This is a genomic window from Nocardia sp. NPDC006982, assembly GCF_042869435.1.
Classification (GTDB): Bacteria; Actinomycetota; Actinomycetes; order Mycobacteriales; family Mycobacteriaceae; genus Nocardia.
The window spans coordinates 468112-483905 of the sequence record NZ_JBIAFV010000005.1 but is presented as its reverse complement, the minus strand read 5'-3'; the positions used below and the strand labels follow the sequence as shown (position 1 = coordinate 483905).

The following is a 15794-nucleotide window of genomic DNA, read 5'->3' as shown; positions in this document are numbered from 1 at the left end:
ATGGATACCTCCGAGATCCAATCCGCGCTGGCGCAGAGCCGTTCGCTGCCGCACGGTCGTGGTCGCACCGAACGACTGGAAATGCTTGCCGCCGAGGCGAAGTCGGGTGCGGACCGGGCGCTGGAGGGGAGTGTCCTGTTGGAGCTTGCCCAGGCGTATGCCTATGCGGGCGAACGCGATCTGGCACCGGTCGCCTACGGCAGGCTGTTGCGGATCTACGATGATTTCCCGGCCGAACTCGGCCCGATGACGCATTCGGTGCATTGGTATCTGAAGTGGCTGACCTGGGGCCTGATCGAGAATCCCGCGGTGCCGCTGCAGACCACCTACCGCTGGCTCGACGAGCTCGAAAGTCGTTACCGGCAGCGAGGGTACAGTGCGCGTCCGGTGCTCGCCTTGCGCTCCGACCTTGCGCGGGAACTGGGTCAGGACGGCTTGGCCGCTGAGCTGCTGGACGCCGCGCGCGCGGCACCGCGCGACGGCATGTCCGATTGTGATGCCTGTGAACGCAACCAGTGGGGAGCGAACTACGCGCAGGCCGGTGACGACGAGTCCGCACTGGCGAGCTGGCGTCCGGTCATCGACGGTGCGCGCAGCTGTGCCGAGGAGCCGCATCGGGTGCTCGGGCAGGCCTTGCTGCCGATGCTGCGCACCGGGCGCACCGCCGAGGCGCGCAGTGCGCATTTGACGGGTTATCCACTGGTGCGCCACCTTCCAGATCTGCGGCGCTCGGTCGGTGAGCACATCGAGTTCTGCGCACTGACCGGAAACGAGGCGCGTGGTCTGGAGATACTGGCCGAACACGCTGCGTGGCTGACCGATCCCGGCGCGGACGCCGCCATTCGGCTGGCCTTCATATCGGGAGTATGCGTGCTGTTGCGGCGGCTGGCCGAGCTGGATCTCGGTGCACTCGAAGTTGATACGGGCACAGTGGATTCGGTACGGGAAAAGCTGAGCGTCGAGATCGGCGAGCTCACCGCACGTTATGACGCGCGCAATGGCAATACGGTGGTCAGCGAGCGGGTCGCGGTCCGGCTCGCGCAACAACCGTTGGTCGAACATCTCCCGCTCGGTGCGCGAAACACGTTGCCGCGCAAGGTTGCCGCTGTAGTGCCTGCGGAGAGCGCCACCGTCGAGGAACAAGCCGAGGACGCACTGCAGCTTGCCGAACTTGCCGCAGTACGCCTCGTCGACAACCCGAAGGACGCTGAGCAGTATCTGCGCCGAGCACTTTCGGTCGGCGCGACCGCGTTGCCCGCCGAACATCTCGCTCGGTTGAGTTCTCAGCTCGTCATGGTGCTCTCCGGACAGCAGGGCCGGGAATACGAACTGGCCGATGCGGCGCTCACCGCGGCCGCACGGTGGGAACCGATTTCGGCGGCGGATGCGATACACCTCACCTTCGTCGCCGCGCGAGCCTGCCATCGGGCCGGACGGCACGGGGAGGCGGCGGCCCTCTTCGAGCAGTCCCTCGCGACCGGCGAGCAGCCGTACCCGCCCGCCGAAATGGCGATCGTGCGTCGCCAATACGGCGAATCGCTGCGCAAGCTCAACCGATTCCGTGATGCGGCACAGCAATTCGTCGAGGCGGCCCGTCTGGTCCACAACGACCCCGACCGCGTCGAACTCGAAGCCGAGCTCGCCTGGTCGGCCGCCTCGGTGCTGGACTACTGCGGCGAAGACGAACAAGCTGTCGTCGCCTTCCTCCGCGCCGCCCGCCTCTGGGGCACCCTCGACCGCATCGGCCCCCGAGCCAAATGCCTGCGCTCCGCCGCCTGGCTGCAGCTCTACGGCGCCGGCCTGGAATCCGACCGCCCCTGGCTCACCACCATGCGCGACCTACTCGCCGAACTGGAAAACATCGCCGAAACATCCCCCTCGCCCGAGGTAGCCACCGAACTCCTCAACACCCGCACCCAACTCGCCGACATGCAGCGCGACGACGACCACTGATCACCCAGAGACCAGCCCGCCGAGCAACGCCTCCACCTGATCGAAAGCGATGGCACCGGCAAGCGGATTCGAGTAACTGCGGGTCGAGACGATCAACCCGTCACGCACCCGGGAGACGTTGATGATCAGCAGGTCGAACCGCTTGCCGGTGGCCAACACCGTTCCCTTGATCCGGTACTCGGCGATGACGACCTCGGGATCCGCAGTCTCGTGAATGCGGACATCGTCGACGGAATCGAAGCGCTGAATCCGAGCACCCTCCACCAGATGAGCGCGAAACGCCTCGCGCCCGACCTCGGGATGCTCCGCACCCGGCGGCAGAAACGGCAACTCGAACACCGCGTCGACGGCATACACATCAGCCATCTCCGGCGTAGGGCCGCCAGAGGTCGAGGCCAGCAGGCGTTCGATGGTCTCGCGAGCGGTAACGGACATGGCGCATACTCCTGTTCAACAGCTAACCGGGGTGATCCCCCCGTTTAGTATACGGGGCGCTCGCCCCGTTTGTCAGCGTGCATTTGCGGACGATAAGAAAACTGTTAGGTGGCATCGGCATTGTTTGGGGAGGACACCGAGATCGGCTCGGTGCGTTGTCGATTCGGAGCTCCGGATGAAGAAGACCGCTGCTGTTATCGGCGCGCTGGCCAGCGCCGCAGCACTCACGGCATGTGGGCCGGACGAATCGCCGACAACCGGGGGCGGATCGTCGGCGACCGCGACACCGGCCGCGTCGGTGACCGTCGCCGGATCGCCTCGAGCCGAAACCTTCACCGCGACAACAGTTCATCTCGAGGGCACCGGGTACAAGATCGACGTGCCCCAGGTGAGCGGTGGAAAGGCCGATGCCAGAGCCGAATTCAACGCGGCCATGCAGGCCGGGGCGCAGGAGTGGATCGGCCGCATCAGCCGTCCGGGCGATTCGGTCACCGGCGGTGACAGTCAGGTCGTCCGCATCGGGTCGCAGGTCCTCAGCGGGCACCTGGTCGTCATCATGTACTCCGAGGGCGCCGCGCATCCGAACAGCTTCGACGCCGCGCACGTCACCAACATCGATACGGGCGAGGCCATCACCCTGCGCGACCTGTTCACCGATCTGCAGCAGGGCCTGAACACGCTCTCGACTCAGGCCGAGGCCCAGGTGCAGCAGAATCCGCGCGCGACCGGCTACGGCAAGAGCCTGCTCGCCCCGGTCGCCGAACACTTCCAGACCTGGGTCGCCACGCCGGAGGGTATGCGGATCTATCTCGGTGAAATCGCCTCGCATGCCGCGGGCAATATCGATGTCACCGTGCCGTGGTCCGCGCTGGACGGCGTGCTGAAGCCGGGGATGCGCGCGGTCGTCAGCAGCTGACGAACTCTCGACAGCTCGCGGTGGTACGTTCTCGTGCACGAACGCGAGCTATTCGGGGAGGCGAAATGAGGAAGACCGCTGCCGCTGTCCTGGTCGGCGTCCTGTTCGCCGTACTGACGGCGTGCGGGGCCACCGACCGGGCCGATTCGCCCCCGGCACCGCCCTTCACGGCGACCTCGATTCGGCTGGAGGGCCCCTGGTACTCCTTCGACCTGCCGCAGGTCGAAGGCGGAACCGAGGATGCGCGCACCGAATTCAACGACGGCTTGCGCGCCGAGCTGGATCCGTACCTGCGGGCCGCGGCGGAGAACCAGAAAGTGAAGGGATACAAAAGCGAAGTCGCGCATATCGGCCGACATGTGCTCAGCGGTGTGCTCGGCATCGAGGTCGACGACGGCCATACGCATCCGACGACCTTCAAGCGCACCCACGTGACGGATATCGATACCGGCAAGGCGCTCACCCTGCCGGATCTGTTCACCGATCTGCCGAAGGCCCTCGATCGACTGTCGGCGCAGGCAGAGGTGCAGATCCCCAAGACCCGCGTCGGCACGAACCCCTACGACAAGCAGCGCATCGCACCGGCGGTGGAGAACTTCAAGGACTGGCTGGCCATGCCCGACGGTCTGCGCGTCTACCTCGGGGAGATCGCCTCGCACGCGCTGGGCTATATCGACATCACGATCCCGTGGTCAGAACTCGACGGCGTGCTGAAGCCGGGTCTGCGGGCGGTCGTCAGCAGTTGACCGTCCGGCCCCGGCTCGGACCGAACCGACCGGTTAAGCTCGGCTCTCATGCAGGAGAACGGTCGGCGTCGACGCAAGCTGGGGGTGATGGGTGGCACTTTCGACCCCATCCACCACGGCCACCTCGTCGCCGCCAGCGAGGTCGCGAACCGGTTCGAACTGGACGAAGTGATCTTCGTCCCGACCGGGCAGCCGTGGCAGAAGGCCGATAAGCAGGTCAGCCCGGCCGAGGATCGCTACCTCATGACCGTGATCGCGACCGCTTCCAACCCCCGGTTCTCGGTCAGCCGGGCCGATATCGACCGGGGCAAGGTCACCTACACCGTCGACACCCTGCGTGAGATGCGCACCAAGCATCCCGACGCCGAGTTGTACTTCATCACCGGAGCTGACGCGCTCGCCAACATCTTGACGTGGCAGGATTGGGCGGAGTTGTTCGAACTGGCGAAATTCGTCGGGGTGAGCCGACCGGGGTATGAGCTGAACACCGATCATCTCGAGGAGCATCTGCGTGACCTGCCGGTCGATGCGGTGACCATGATCGAGATCCCTGCGTTGGCGATCTCATCGAGTGAATGCCGTCGTCGCGCCGCGGAGAACCGGCCGGTGTGGTACCTCGTGCCCGACGGCGTCGTGCAGTACATATCGAAGCGGCATTTATACGTGCCCGTAGGAGTGGAAGGTAGTTAAGGCGTGAGCGAGCGCAGCGAGCGAACCAATAACGGAGCCGCTGATGCGGTCATGCCGGAGCCGAGCGTCAGCGAGGCGCGGGCCGTGAGGGAGCGGAGCGAGCGAGCCGAAGGCGCAGCCGCATTTGCGGTCATGCTGGAGCCGAGCGTCAGCGAGGCGCGGGCCGTGAGGGAGCGGAGCGAGCGAGCCGAAGGCGCAGCCGCATTTGCGGTCATGCCGGAGCCGAGCGCCAGCGAGGCGCAGGCATGAGCGCATCTGTCGAATCGGTGGAGATGGCGCAGGTCGCCGCGCGCGCGGCGGACGAGAAGCTGGCCACCGACGTCGTGGTGCTCGACGTCTCCGAACAGTTGGTGATCACCGACTGCTTCGTGATCGCCTCCGCGCCGAACGAGCGTCAGGTCAATGCCATCGTCGACAATGTCGAGGAGAAGCTCCGCGAAGCCGGGCACAAGCCGGTCCGGCGCGAGGGGACCCGCGAGGGCCGGTGGGCACTGCTGGATTACGTCGACATCGTCGTGCACATCCAGCACAATGACGAACGCAATTTCTATGCGCTGGAACGGCTCTGGAAGGATTGTCCGGCGGTTCCGGTGGACGGGATCGCGGCCGGGACCGAGGTGTTCAAGCACACCGAGTCCGAGGGTGTCGTGCTGCGTGGTGAAGCGGGGGAAGAACGCGAGTGAGCAAGTATGCCGGCGTCCGCACGCTGATCCTGCTGCGGCACGGGCAAACCGAGTGGAATGCTTCGGACCGGATGCAGGGGCAGATCGACACCGATCTCACCGAGCTCGGTCGTCGTCAGGCGAAAGAGGCCGCGCGCGAACTGGTTTCGCGCAATGCGATCGCCATCGTCTCCTCCGATCTGCGGCGCGCCTTCGATACCGCCTCGGCACTGGCCGACCACACCGGTGTTCCGGTGGTCCCGGATCGGCGGCTGCGCGAAACCAACCTCGGCGACTGGGAGGGGTTGACCCATCTGGAGGTCGACGCCGACTATCCGGGCGCGCGGGTCGCGTGGCGCTTGGATGCGGCCTATACCCCGCCCGGCGGTGAGAGCAAGCTCGAGGTCGGCGCACGGTCCCTACCGGTTGTTCGAGAATTGTTCGCCGAGCGGCAGGATTGGCCGGGCCGGACTATCATCCTGGTGGCGCACGGCGGGCTGATCGCCGCCCTTACGGCCGCGCTGCTCGACCTGCCGCCGCGGAACTGGCCTGCCCTAGGGGGATTGGCCAATACCAGCTGGGTGCAGCTGAGCAGTCACGGTCCGAGCATCGATCAGCCCGGTTGGCGCCTGGATGTGTGGAATGCAGCGGCGAAGGTGGCCCCGGATGTCCTCTGAAGAACCGGTTCGGCAGGTACCGGATGAATTGTTCCGTCGGGTTTCGGCGAAGCCCGAACGGGCGATCCCGGACGCGCTGTTCGGACCTCCCCCGGTGAAGACGGTCGAGCCGGAGGAACCGGCCGAGTCGCAGTCGGCCGAGTCCGACGGCGACGAATCGGTTGCCGCTGCCGACTCCGGGGAAGGTAACGAGGAGCCCGCCGCATACGCGACCGAGTTCGGAACCGGCGCGGAGCCGGCGGAACCAGCAAGTGAACCACCGGAAGGTGTTGCGGTAGCTTCTGATACGGATATCGCGGCGTTGACGATCGACGCTGAATCCGAAGACGAATCTATTACCTCCGCAGCGGAATCCGCGCCCGACCTCACGGCTGCGGTTTCGACAAGCGGTGACGAGTCCACAGTGGATTCTGTCGTCGACGATCCCTCGCTCGAATCGGTTACCGGCGACGAGGTTACGGCCGACCCGGCCTCGACCGATGAATCGGATCGTCCGGTGCTGCTGGTGATCGCGGACTCGCTGTCCTACTTCGGTCCGAAGGGCGGCCTGCCCGCGGACCATCCGAAGATCTGGCCGAATCTGGTCGGCGCCGAACTCGATTGGGATGTCGAGCTGATCGGGCGGATCGGCTGGACCTGCCGGGATGCGTACTGGGCGCTGATCGGCGACCCACGGGTGTGGGCCGCGGTGCCGCGCGCGGGTGCGGTCGTCTTCGCGGTCGGCGGCATGGATACCTTGCCCTCGCCACTGCCGACCGCGCTGCGCGAGTTGATCCGCTATGTGCGTCCGCCTGTGCTGCGCCGCGGGGTCCGCGCCACCTACAACTGGCTGCAGCCCAAGCTGTCGAAACTCGGTCGCCCCGTGGCATTGCCGCCCAAGGTGAGCGTGGACTACCTGGAGCAGTCGCGCGAAGCGCTGGCCCAGCTGCGTCCGGATCTGCCGGTAGTCGCGGTACTGCCGTCCGTGCACAACTGCGCCGCCTACGGGCATGTGCACAGTGGCCGGGAGCCCGCGGTCAAGGCACTGCGCGCATGGTCTGACAAAACTTCCGTCCCGCTGGTCGATCTCGGTGAAGCGGTGCGCGAGGACATCTTCTCCGGTGACGCGAATCCGGACGGCATCCACTGGGGCTGGGCCGGACATACCGCGGTGGCGAATTCGATGGTGAAGACCTTGCAGGAGGTTCGGTAGTCCGTGGCCGTTGTGGTCGTCACCGATTCGTCCGCCAGCCTCCCTGCCGAACTCGTCGCTGAGTTGGACATTGCCGTTGTCCCACTGCATGTGCTGGTCGGCGACCGCACCATCCGCGAAGGCGTCGACGCCATCGATATCGACTACGGTTCGGATACCGTGACGACCTCGGCGGCCTCACCCGGTGAGCTGCGTGCCGTCTACGAGCAGGCGCTGGAGCGCAGCAATGGGGACGGCGTTGTCGCGGTACATCTTTCGCGCCAACTCTCCGGTACCTGGGAGGCGGGACGGCAGGCGGTCCGCGATATGGATGGCGCCGATCAGGTCCGTTTGGTCGATTCACTCGGCGCTGGTCTGGCTACCGGTTTGCCGGTGCTCGCCGCCGCGCGCCGCGCGCGCAGTGGCGCGACATTGGATGTCGTCTATGACACCGCCGTCGCCGCGGCCGGCCGATCACGCACCTTCATCCTGGTGAACCGCACCGAGCAGTTGCGCCGTGGCGGCCGATTGAGCAGCGCCGCAGCCTTTTTCGGCAGTGAACTGGTGAGCAAACCGCTGCTGCAGATCGTCGAGGGCCGCCTGGAACTGCGCGAAAAGGTGCGTACTCGCGCAAAGGCCTACGCCAAACTCGTTGCGGCAGCGGTGGATGCGGCCGGTGACGATGGTGCCGCCGTCGCCGTACAACACCTCGGTGCCGAGGATGCCGCGAATACCGTCGCCACCCAACTGCGCGAGTTGCTGCCCGGCATACGCGAATTGATCGTCGCGGAATTCGGGCCGACGCTGGCCGTCCACCTCGGCGTCGGTGCGGTCGGTGTGTTGGTCGTCCCCGGCGGCTGCGCCTGATCGGCTACGGTCCAGCACTCGCGAGTGTGCCGCATCTCCGGTCGAATGGCGTGGTGGGCGTAATAATTTCTGCGTGATCGCAACCCCTTCGGTCGGCACCGGAGGTGACTAACGTCGCGGCATGACCGCTGAGGCTCTGAACTGATCGCCGATGCCACGATCCACAATGTGCGCCGGTGCCGCCAGGCGGCACCGCCCGACCCGACCGCATCAGCGGGATATCACCAAGTGCCGCAAGGGCGCTCGGCGATATCGAGTGGGATGGCGCAGCTTCGATATCGAGGCGGTGTACGGCAGCTATGGTGACGATATGGGGAGTGACTGCCCGATCTGCGATAAGCATCGGGGGATCGGTGCGCTGGTCGGTCCGGTGATCTACGCGGACGACCTGGTATTGGTCACGCATCGGCCGCTCACCGAGGGCACGCCGGTGCCGGGCTACCTCTTCGTGGAGACCCGGCGGCACGCACCGACGTTGTCTACCCTGACCGATGCCGAGGCCCGGGCGGTTGGCTGGGCCGCTCGACGCGCCGCGCACGCGTTACACGTCGAGCTGGCACCGGAATTCGTATTCTCCGCGATCACCGGACTGAGCGTCGCGCATTTCCACCAGCACGTATTCGCTCGTCCGCACGGCACCCCCGCCTCGGTGCCGTGGACGAGCGCCGACGCGTGGCCGGACGCGCCACGCATCGATGCGTGCGCACTCGGCGAACTGTGCGACCGCTTGGCGATCCACTTCGTCACCGAGCATTGACGGTCAGCGCAGGGTGCTGTGCGCGGCGATGAGTTCGGTTATGCGGGAAAGCAATTCGTCGGCAGGCAGCGGTTCGAGGCGTTGTCCGTCCCGAAGCCGCACCGCGACGAGGTTATTCGCGACCTCCTTCGGACCTATCACGACTTGGTAGGGGACCAGGCGAGCTTCGCGAATGCGCGCGCCGAGACTGCCCTGATCGGCGATTTCGGCGCGCAATCCCAGCTGGAGACAGCGTTGGACGAGCGCTTCGGCGGGTGCCGCCTCGGCCGCCGAAACCGGTAGGACGACCAGCTGGGTCGGGGCAAGCCAGGCCGGGAACGCACCGCCGTGCACCTCGATCAGGTGCGCGACGGCCCGCTCGACGCTGCCGATAATGCTGCGGTGCACCATGACTGGCCGGTGTTCGACCCCGTCCGCGCCGATGTAGTGCAGATCGAATTGCTCCGGTTGGTGGAAGTCGACTTGCACAGTGGAGAGGGTGAATTCGCGGCCCGCGCTAGCGGTGAACTGGATATCGATCTTGGGGCCGTAGAAGGCCGCCTCACCTTCGGCTGCTTCGTAGGGCAGGCCGGAGCGGTCGAGCACATCGGTGAGCATGGCGATCGACTGCTGCCAGAGTTCCGGGGCCGCAACGTATTTCCCGCCCGGTCCAGGCAGTGAGAGGCGGTATCGGGTGGGCCGGATGCCCATGGCCGCGTGCGCCGATCGAATCAGTTCCAGCGCGCCCGCGACCTCGTCGGCGACCTGATCGACGGTGCAGAAGATGTGTGCGTCATTGAGCTGGATCGCGCGCACACGGGTGAGTCCGCTGAGTACACCGGAGAGTTCGGACCGATACATCCCGCCCAATTCGGCCATCCGCAAAGGTAATTCGCGGTAGCTGTGCGAGCGGGAGCGGAACATCACCGCGTGATGCGGGCACAGGCTCGGGCGCAGCACCACCTGTTCGCCGCCCAACTGCATGGGCGGGAACATGTCGTCGCGATAGTGCGACCAGTGCCCGGAAATTTCGTAGAGCTCCCGCTTCCCGAGAGCCGGTGAGTACACGTGCCGGTACCCGGCGCGCCGTTCCGCGGTGCGGATGAACTCCTCGAGTGCGTGGCGCACGGTGGCGCCGTCGGGCAGCCAGTACGGCAGGCCGGATCCGATCAGCGGATCGGTATCGAACAGGCCGAGTTCGCGGCCGAGTTTGCGGTGGTCGTGCATGGGTCTCCTCGCGGACAGCGGGCGAGTGAGCACAAGACGAAGCCCCGGGCACTCGCCCGGGGCTTTCGATCATGACAGCAATCAGCGCGCCGGGACGGTCTCCGGCGTCGTCGTCACAGCAGCGCGCTTCATGTCGGCCACGGTAGCAGAGCAGTCGCGGCGTCGGCACATCACTTTTCCTGCGGCTGCGCGAGGAGATTCGCTGTCACACCTGCTCGGCGAGGAAGTTCTCCCAGGTGAGCTTGCCGACCGTCGCACCGTCGAGGGTCAGATTCTCCTTCGCGCGATACGCGCGCCCGACCTTGCCCGGCACCGGAACCGGCAGGAACAACCGCCGCTTGCCCTCGGCCTTCAGGTATCCGCGGATCAGCTCGGCCATCGTGTACACCGTCGGCCCGACCAGATCCGCTACGAGTCCGGCCGGTGCGCCGCGGGTCAGCTCCACGAGGCGCGCGGCCACTTCCCGCGAATCGACCGGCTGCCACAGGATCGCGCCCGGTGCGGGCACGATCGGGCTCTTCGCCATGGCTTGTGCCGTCTTCAGGGCCAGCTCGTGGAACTGGGCCGCACGCAGGATGGTGTACGGCACGCCCGATTCGATGATGGCCTGTTCGGCGGCGAACTTGGCCCGGAAGTAACCGATCGGCAGCTTTCCGGCGCCGACCACGCCGATGTAGACGATGTGCTGCACGCCCGCCTTGGCGGCGGCGTCGACCAGATGCCGGGTCGCGATGTCGTCGCCCTTGGGGCCGCCCGCGAGGTGCAGGATGATCTCCGCGCCGTCGACCGCGGCCTCGACGCCGGTGCCCGCCAGCAGATCTCCGGTCACGAACTCGATGCCGTCGGTCGATTCGTGGGCATTGCGGCTGAGCATACGAATCTTGAAACCGGCTTCGACCAGCAGTGGTGTGACGTGGCGGCCGAGTGTGCCGGTGCCACCGGTCAGCAGGATGGTCGTCATGATTCCTCCAAAGTCCGCATATGCTGCTCTTCACCGGTATGACGACGCAGGCGGGCCCGATGTGACAAAGCGGGGAATTGTCCGCGCGCACCTCTAGGATTCCCGGGTGACCGGATACGACCACGATGCCTTCGCACACCTCGACACCTCGACCCTGCCGCCGCGTCAGCAGCGGATTCTCGTCACGATCCGGGACTGGGTGCTGCGGTTCGGGTACGCGCCGAATACCAGGGAGATCGGCGATGCCGTCGGCCTGCGGTCCTCGTCCTCGGTCTCCAAGCATCTGAAGTCCTTGGAGGACAGGGGATTTCTGCGTCGCAGCGAGACCATGTCGCGGCCGATCGATGTGCGCATGTTCCTGCAAGCATCGGTGGCTCCGGAGCAGGCCGAGGATTCGGTCGCGGTTCCGGTCGTCGGCGATATCGCGGCGGGCACGCCCATCCTCGCCGAGGAGCATGCCGACGACATGATGACGTTGCCGCGTGAACTCGTAGGTCGCGGAACGGTTTTCGGTCTGCGCGTGCGCGGCGATTCGATGATCGATGCGGCGATCTGCGACGGCGACCTGGTGGTGATCCGCAAACAGCACGAGGCGCATTCCGGTGACATCGTCGCCGCGATGATCGATGGGGAGGCGACGGTCAAGGTCTATCGGCGTCGCAACGGCCATGTCTATCTGGAACCGCGCAATCCGGCCTACGACGTGATCGATGGTGACGAGGCAGTGGTGCTGGGGAAGGTCGTGTCGGTGATGCGCCGCGTGTGAACTGGAAATTCCGTTGCCTGGGCTAATGACCAGCTGTAGCGTTCCTTCGGTTTGTCAACCGATCTATCGAAGGAGTCGATGCCGTCATGAAAGCCGTCACCGAACGCGACATCAGGTCGTCGTTCATCAACTGTTCCAAGACGACCGCCAAGAAACTGCCGGTGCCCCGGGACCTGGACGCACAGCCCTGGGATGACCTGGATTTCCTCGGCTGGAGCGATCCGTCGCTGCCCGGCCGCGGCTATCTCGTTGTGCCGCAGGACGATCGCATCATCGGCGTCGCGCTGCGCTACGAAACGGGCGGATCCGGCCGGACCCAGATGTGCGCGATCTGCCTGACCTCGCACACCGGTGGGGGCGTCTCGCTGATGACCGCGCACAAGGCGGGCGAATCCGGACGTCGGGGCAACTCGGTCGGTACCTATATGTGCACCGATCTGGCGTGTTCGCTCTATGCGCGCGGCAAGCGAACGCCGGCGCTCGGCAATCGGTACCGCGAAGATCTCATCACCGAGGAGACCAAGATCGAGCGGGTCCGAGAAAACATGAACGCCTTCGTCACCAGGCTGTTCACCTAGATCCGTCTATTCGGTCCCAGCCATGAAATGGAGGTAGATGCCATGTGCCGACACTCAACAGAATGCCCAGGATTCCTCTCCGGTTGAGCAGGCCCGGATCCGGTCCGGACCCACTCATCCGGAGAGGAATCACTGTTTCGGGTCAGCCCTTGTAATCGGCGGGTGGGCCTTCCTGGGGACCGAGAACCGACTCGAATGCCACCGAGTAGACCGCGAAGCGGGATTTCCAGGCATCGGGTGCCGGCGCAACCCCGACAAGGCGGTCCAGGCACTCGTCCCAACCCGCGGCATTGCGTGCCGCCGCGCCCGGTGGGAGTTCGTCGACCAGCACCAGGCGGGTACCGCCTTCGTATTCGGTCAGCTCGAAGCGCAGGGTCTCTTCGCCCCAAGTGAAGGACAAGAGATTCGGCTCGTCCACGGCCAGCACCTCGCCGCTGAGCGTCATGTCGATGACATCGCTCGGGAAGCGGAAGGTTATCGCAGCGCCAACCTGCCACACCCCGCCGTCCACGATGACGTCGCAGGGGAACCAGGATTTGAGCTGTTCTCGCTGGGTGATGGCCTGCCACACCACTTTCGGCGGGTCGGGTAGCCGGCGCTCCAGTCGTACGGCCGGTCGTGCGCCATCGGTTATCAGCTGAGCGTCGGTCACGATTGCCTCCGTCGGTTGAGATGTTCTTCCAGTCGGTCCAGGCGCGCGCTCCACAACCGGCGGTAGGGCTCGAGCCAGTCGTCGAGTTCGACCAGCGGCTCGAGCCTGATGCGGTAGAGGCGACGTTGGGCATCCGAGCGCACCTCGACCAGCCCGACATCCTTGAGCATGCGCAGATGTTTCGACACTGCGGGCTGGCTCAGGCTCAACCGTTGCGCCAACACTCCCACCGGTTGCTCTCCCTCGCGCAGTACCTCGACGATGGCCAGTCGATTCGGCTCGGCCAGCGCCTGAAATGCCTTCGGCGTCGTCACGGGACCGACTATTCCTTATCAGTTATATAACTGTCAAGGCATATACTCTCGTGTCACTTGTCGTGGTTGCTTGTCGAGACGGAGCCCGCGCCAGGACGGGTGTCGAAGTCGGTCGTCACCGGTCCATTCGGCGAACGACACCTCACCGACAAGCTGGGGCTCGACCCAGATGGCGTCGGGAACACTGGTGTCGACGGTGGGTGTCTTGCGTTGCAGCGGTTGGAGTCTCGCCTTCAGCTCGTCGAGCATCGCCTGGGTGAATCCGGTGCCGACATTGCCGATATAGGTCAACTTTCCGGCGTTGTCGTAGATGCCCATGAGCAATGAGCCGATTCGCCCGGCCCGGCGGCCGGTACCCGGGCGCCAGCCGATGATGACGACCTCCTGGTCGTTGACGTTCTTGACCTTGGTCCACAGCGGGCTGCGTCGCCCGGGCAGGTAGGGGCTGTCGAGTCGCTTGCACACGATCCCTTCCAGGCCGAGCCGTCGAGATTCGGCGAGGACGGCGGCGCCGGAGCCGTGCAGACGCGGCGGAACCCGCCAGTGCGGGCCCTGGAGGTCGAGTTGTTCCAGCAGTTGCCGACGCTGCTCGTAAGGCAGATCGATCAGCGAGCGTGTGCCGATATGGAGTAGATCGAAGATGAGGTAAGTCGCTTTCACGGACTTGGCGAGGCTTCGAATCGCTGCGGGATTGCGCTGGTGCATGCGTGGTTGCAGCGCCTCGAAGGAGCTGCGGCCGTCGGCGGTGAAGGTGACGATTTCGCCATCGATGACGAAGGGTGGGGTCGCCGGGGCAAGATCGGCGAGTTCGGGCCACGCGGGAGTGATGTCGTTGCCGTTGCGTGAGATCAGGCGCAGATCGCGGTCGACATGCCCGATGGCGCGAATACCGTCGAATTTCACCTCGTATGCCCAGCGTTGGTCATCGCTGGGGAGGCGGCCAGCCAGCGCCAGCATCGCCGCATACCGGGGCAGCCTTGTCACATTCGCCTCGACACCATCGCCTGGCCTTCCGCCGGAGATGAAGATCAGTTGAATAGTACCGATTGGTCTGGATAGCTGATTGGTCGCTGCCCGTGTCTTCCGGCTCGGCCTGTTGTTGTCGTCGGTCGTCCAGCGTCGCCTCCGCCCCCTTCCTGGCACGGCCCGAGCCCGAAGTCGCGACCAGTTCGACGAGGATCGGTCCGTGCGAATCATCTATGTCATCGCTCATCCGGAGGCGACGCACCACGTTGAGGGCCTGGTGGGAGGGTGGTACAACTCGCAGCTCACGCCTGCCGGTTTGCGCGCAGCGGATGCGATCGCCGATGCGCTTCGCTCGAGGATTCCGGCGCAGGTCGGCGTGGAGTTGTTCAGTTCGGATCTACAGCGCGCGGCGCAGACCGCGGCCGTGATCGGCAATTTGCTGCATGTGCCGTCGATTCTCGATCCGCCATTGCGCGAGAAGTCCTATGGCGAGGCCGAGGGCAAGCTCCAGCAATGGCTGGATCAGCGATTCATGCGGCCGCCCGCCGTCGGGGAGCGAATGGGCCATGATGAAGGCATACCGGGATCGGAGACCATTGCCGCATTCGCGCGGCGCATCTATTCGGCGATGGACGCGATCCGGGAGCGCGACTGCGACCGTCAGATCGTCGTGACCCACGGCGGCGCAATCACTTTCATCGTTGCGGCGTGGACGATGTTGCCGATCGAATCACTCGGTTACGCCCGGTTCCATGCTGCTCCGGGAAGTATCACGGAGCTACGCGAGGATGACTACTTCCACAACCGCCAGGTCGTCAGCCTCGGTGACACCCGCCATCTCACCTGAGAGTGCTTGCGATGACGGTGGTTACGACTTTGCGGGTGGCTTCGGAGGTTGGTGTGGGGTTGCTGCGGTCGGCGAAGAGGAGGTGGGCGCTGCCGATGAGGGTCAGGGCGAGGGTGTCGGTGTCGGCTTCGGGGCTGATGCGGCCCAGGGCCTGTTCGGCGGTGAGGTAGGACGCCAGCATGGTTGTTGCTTCGGTGAGTACGGGCACGCCGGAGGGGCGGACCTGGCGCAGGCGGTTGCGGAGTTCGTCGCGGAAGGTGACGAGGCTGACTATGGCTACCGCGACCGATTCGAAGACCCTGGTCAGGGCATCGGTGAGATTGTCGGTGACTGTGCTGGTGCCTGCCGATTCGCGCAGGGCGGCGGACTGCTGGTCGATGCGGCGGATGCGGTCGAGTACGAGGTCGGCGAGGAAGGCGTCGAAGTCGGCGAAGTGCCGGTGCAGGACGCCCTTGGCACAGCCCGCTTCGGTGGTGACCGCGCGGCTGGTCAGTGCATTCGGACCGTCTCGCAACAGGATTCGCTCGGCAGCCTCGAATAACTGCTCGCGCGGATCGCGCATGGCCACGCCTGTCGGCACGGTATCTCCTTTTCTCGGGCGCACCCGTTGGCAAGTGGGCATGCGCCCAC

The 15794-nt window shown here is 65.6% G+C and carries 19 protein-coding genes; 12 read left to right on the top strand and 7 right to left on the bottom strand.

Features of this window, described 5'->3' with window-relative positions:
- Positions 1 to 1953 (top strand): hypothetical protein, encoded by a 1953-nt coding sequence (locus ACFYOW_RS23010; protein WP_387290981.1) that lies wholly within the window; start codon positions 1 to 3, stop codon positions 1951 to 1953.
- Here the strand turns inward: ACFYOW_RS23010 and ACFYOW_RS23005 are convergent, their stop codons facing one another.
- On the bottom strand, positions 1954 to 2388 hold the full coding sequence (locus ACFYOW_RS23005) for a nuclear transport factor 2 family protein (RefSeq protein ID WP_387290980.1): 435 nt from the start codon (positions 2386 to 2388) through the stop codon (positions 1954 to 1956).
- 175 nt (positions 2389 to 2563) lie between these two features.
- Here ACFYOW_RS23005 and ACFYOW_RS23000 point away from each other — a divergent pair, with 175 nt between their 5' ends.
- The 8 genes from ACFYOW_RS23000 (at position 2564) to ACFYOW_RS22965 (ending at position 8874) form a co-directional block, all read left to right on the top strand.
- Entirely contained in the window at positions 2564 to 3304 is a 741-nt protein-coding gene (locus tag ACFYOW_RS23000) for an RsiV family protein (RefSeq protein WP_387290978.1), read from the top strand.
- Positions 3305 to 3369: 65 nt separating this feature from the next.
- Complete coding sequence (locus ACFYOW_RS22995) at positions 3370 to 4050, top strand: RsiV family protein (RefSeq protein WP_387290976.1); 681 nt, start codon at positions 3370 to 3372, stop codon at positions 4048 to 4050.
- Between the two features lie 48 nt (positions 4051 to 4098).
- Positions 4099 to 4740 carry a nicotinate-nucleotide adenylyltransferase gene (gene nadD, locus ACFYOW_RS22990; protein WP_051181771.1) on the top strand — a complete coding sequence of 214 codons (642 nt, stop codon included), beginning with the start codon at positions 4099 to 4101 and terminating at the stop codon, positions 4738 to 4740.
- A 245-nt stretch (positions 4741 to 4985) separates the two neighbouring features.
- Entirely contained in the window at positions 4986 to 5423 is a 438-nt protein-coding gene (gene rsfS, locus ACFYOW_RS22985) for a ribosome silencing factor (protein ID WP_387290974.1), read from the top strand.
- Positions 5420 to 6079 carry a histidine phosphatase family protein gene (locus tag ACFYOW_RS22980; protein ID WP_387290972.1) on the top strand — a complete coding sequence of 220 codons (660 nt, stop codon included), beginning with the start codon at positions 5420 to 5422 and terminating at the stop codon, positions 6077 to 6079. The genes rsfS and ACFYOW_RS22980 overlap by 4 nt, the downstream gene beginning before the upstream one ends.
- Before the next feature lie 496 nt (positions 6080 to 6575).
- Positions 6576 to 7271, top strand: a complete 696-nt coding sequence (octT, locus tag ACFYOW_RS22975; protein ID WP_387291419.1) for a diglucosylglycerate octanoyltransferase — start codon at positions 6576 to 6578, stop codon at positions 7269 to 7271.
- Positions 7272 to 7274: 3 nt separating this feature from the next.
- Positions 7275 to 8117, top strand: coding sequence for a DegV family protein (locus tag ACFYOW_RS22970; protein ID WP_387290971.1), 843 nt, complete (start codon positions 7275 to 7277; stop codon positions 8115 to 8117).
- Positions 8118 to 8373: 256 nt separating this feature from the next.
- The gene (locus tag ACFYOW_RS22965) at positions 8374 to 8874 is read left to right on the top strand and encodes an HIT family protein (protein ID WP_387290969.1); all 501 of its coding nucleotides are present in this window, start codon (positions 8374 to 8376) and stop codon (positions 8872 to 8874) included.
- A gap of 3 nt (positions 8875 to 8877) precedes the next feature.
- Here ACFYOW_RS22965 and thrS read toward each other — a convergent pair whose 3' ends face one another.
- Positions 8878 to 10080: a threonine--tRNA ligase gene (gene thrS, locus ACFYOW_RS22960; protein WP_387290968.1), complete on the bottom strand. Its 1203-nt coding sequence runs from the start codon at positions 10078 to 10080 to the stop codon at positions 8878 to 8880.
- A gap of 205 nt (positions 10081 to 10285) precedes the next feature.
- Positions 10286 to 11041, bottom strand: a complete 756-nt coding sequence (locus tag ACFYOW_RS22955; protein ID WP_387290966.1) for an SDR family oxidoreductase — start codon at positions 11039 to 11041, stop codon at positions 10286 to 10288.
- 106 nt (positions 11042 to 11147) lie between these two features.
- Between ACFYOW_RS22955 and lexA the strand changes: the two genes are divergently transcribed.
- Positions 11148 to 11807, top strand: coding sequence for a transcriptional repressor LexA (gene lexA / locus ACFYOW_RS22950; protein ID WP_387290964.1), 660 nt, complete (start codon positions 11148 to 11150; stop codon positions 11805 to 11807).
- An 86-nt stretch (positions 11808 to 11893) separates the two neighbouring features.
- Positions 11894 to 12385, top strand: coding sequence for an FBP domain-containing protein (locus ACFYOW_RS22945; RefSeq protein ID WP_387290962.1), 492 nt, complete (start codon positions 11894 to 11896; stop codon positions 12383 to 12385).
- Between the two features lie 142 nt (positions 12386 to 12527).
- Here ACFYOW_RS22945 and ACFYOW_RS22940 read toward each other — a convergent pair whose 3' ends face one another.
- Genes ACFYOW_RS22940 through ligD form a run of 3 tightly spaced genes read right to left on the bottom strand, consistent with a single transcriptional unit; the run spans position 12528 to position 14335 of the window.
- Positions 12528 to 13037 (bottom strand): SRPBCC domain-containing protein, encoded by a 510-nt coding sequence (locus ACFYOW_RS22940; protein ID WP_387290960.1) that lies wholly within the window; start codon positions 13035 to 13037, stop codon positions 12528 to 12530.
- The gene (locus ACFYOW_RS22935) at positions 13034 to 13351 is read right to left on the bottom strand and encodes an ArsR/SmtB family transcription factor (protein ID WP_387290958.1); all 318 of its coding nucleotides are present in this window, start codon (positions 13349 to 13351) and stop codon (positions 13034 to 13036) included. Before ACFYOW_RS22935 ends, ACFYOW_RS22940 begins: the two co-directional genes overlap by 4 nt.
- A 33-nt stretch (positions 13352 to 13384) precedes the next feature.
- A complete protein-coding gene (ligD, locus tag ACFYOW_RS22930) occupies positions 13385 to 14335 on the bottom strand; it encodes a non-homologous end-joining DNA ligase (protein WP_387290956.1) in 951 nt (316 codons plus the stop codon).
- A 202-nt stretch (positions 14336 to 14537) separates the two neighbouring features.
- Between ligD and ACFYOW_RS22925 the strand changes: the two genes are divergently transcribed.
- Entirely contained in the window at positions 14538 to 15164 is a 627-nt protein-coding gene (locus tag ACFYOW_RS22925) for a histidine phosphatase family protein (RefSeq protein WP_387290954.1), read from the top strand.
- Here ACFYOW_RS22925 and ACFYOW_RS22920 read toward each other — a convergent pair.
- Entirely contained in the window at positions 15157 to 15744 is a 588-nt protein-coding gene (locus tag ACFYOW_RS22920; protein ID WP_387290952.1) for a TetR/AcrR family transcriptional regulator, read from the bottom strand. The genes ACFYOW_RS22925 and ACFYOW_RS22920 overlap by 8 nt on opposite strands.
- Positions 15745 to 15794 lie beyond the last annotated feature (50 nt).

Bases quoted from the DNA above. Each gene is read 5' to 3' on its own strand.
- ACFYOW_RS23000 (WP_387290978.1), top strand. From the start codon at position 2,564: ATGAAGAAGACCGCTGCTGTTATCGGCGCGCTGGCCAGCGCCGCAGCA.
- ACFYOW_RS22995 (WP_387290976.1), top strand. From the start codon at position 3,370: ATGAGGAAGACCGCTGCCGCTGTCCTGGTCGGCGTCCTGTTCGCCGTA.
- ACFYOW_RS23010 (WP_387290981.1), top strand. From the start codon at position 1: ATGGATACCTCCGAGATCCAATCCGCGCTGGCGCAGAGCCGTTCGCTG.
- nadD (WP_051181771.1), top strand. From the start codon at position 4,099: ATGCAGGAGAACGGTCGGCGTCGACGCAAGCTGGGGGTGATGGGTGGC.
- thrS (WP_387290968.1), bottom strand. From the start codon at position 10,080: ATGCACGACCACCGCAAACTCGGCCGCGAACTCGGCCTGTTCGATACC.
- rsfS (WP_387290974.1), top strand. From the start codon at position 4,986: ATGAGCGCATCTGTCGAATCGGTGGAGATGGCGCAGGTCGCCGCGCGC.
- ACFYOW_RS23005 (WP_387290980.1), bottom strand. From the start codon at position 2,388: ATGTCCGTTACCGCTCGCGAGACCATCGAACGCCTGCTGGCCTCGACC.
- ACFYOW_RS22955 (WP_387290966.1), bottom strand. From the start codon at position 11,041: ATGACGACCATCCTGCTGACCGGTGGCACCGGCACACTCGGCCGCCAC.
- ACFYOW_RS22945 (WP_387290962.1), top strand. From the start codon at position 11,894: ATGAAAGCCGTCACCGAACGCGACATCAGGTCGTCGTTCATCAACTGT.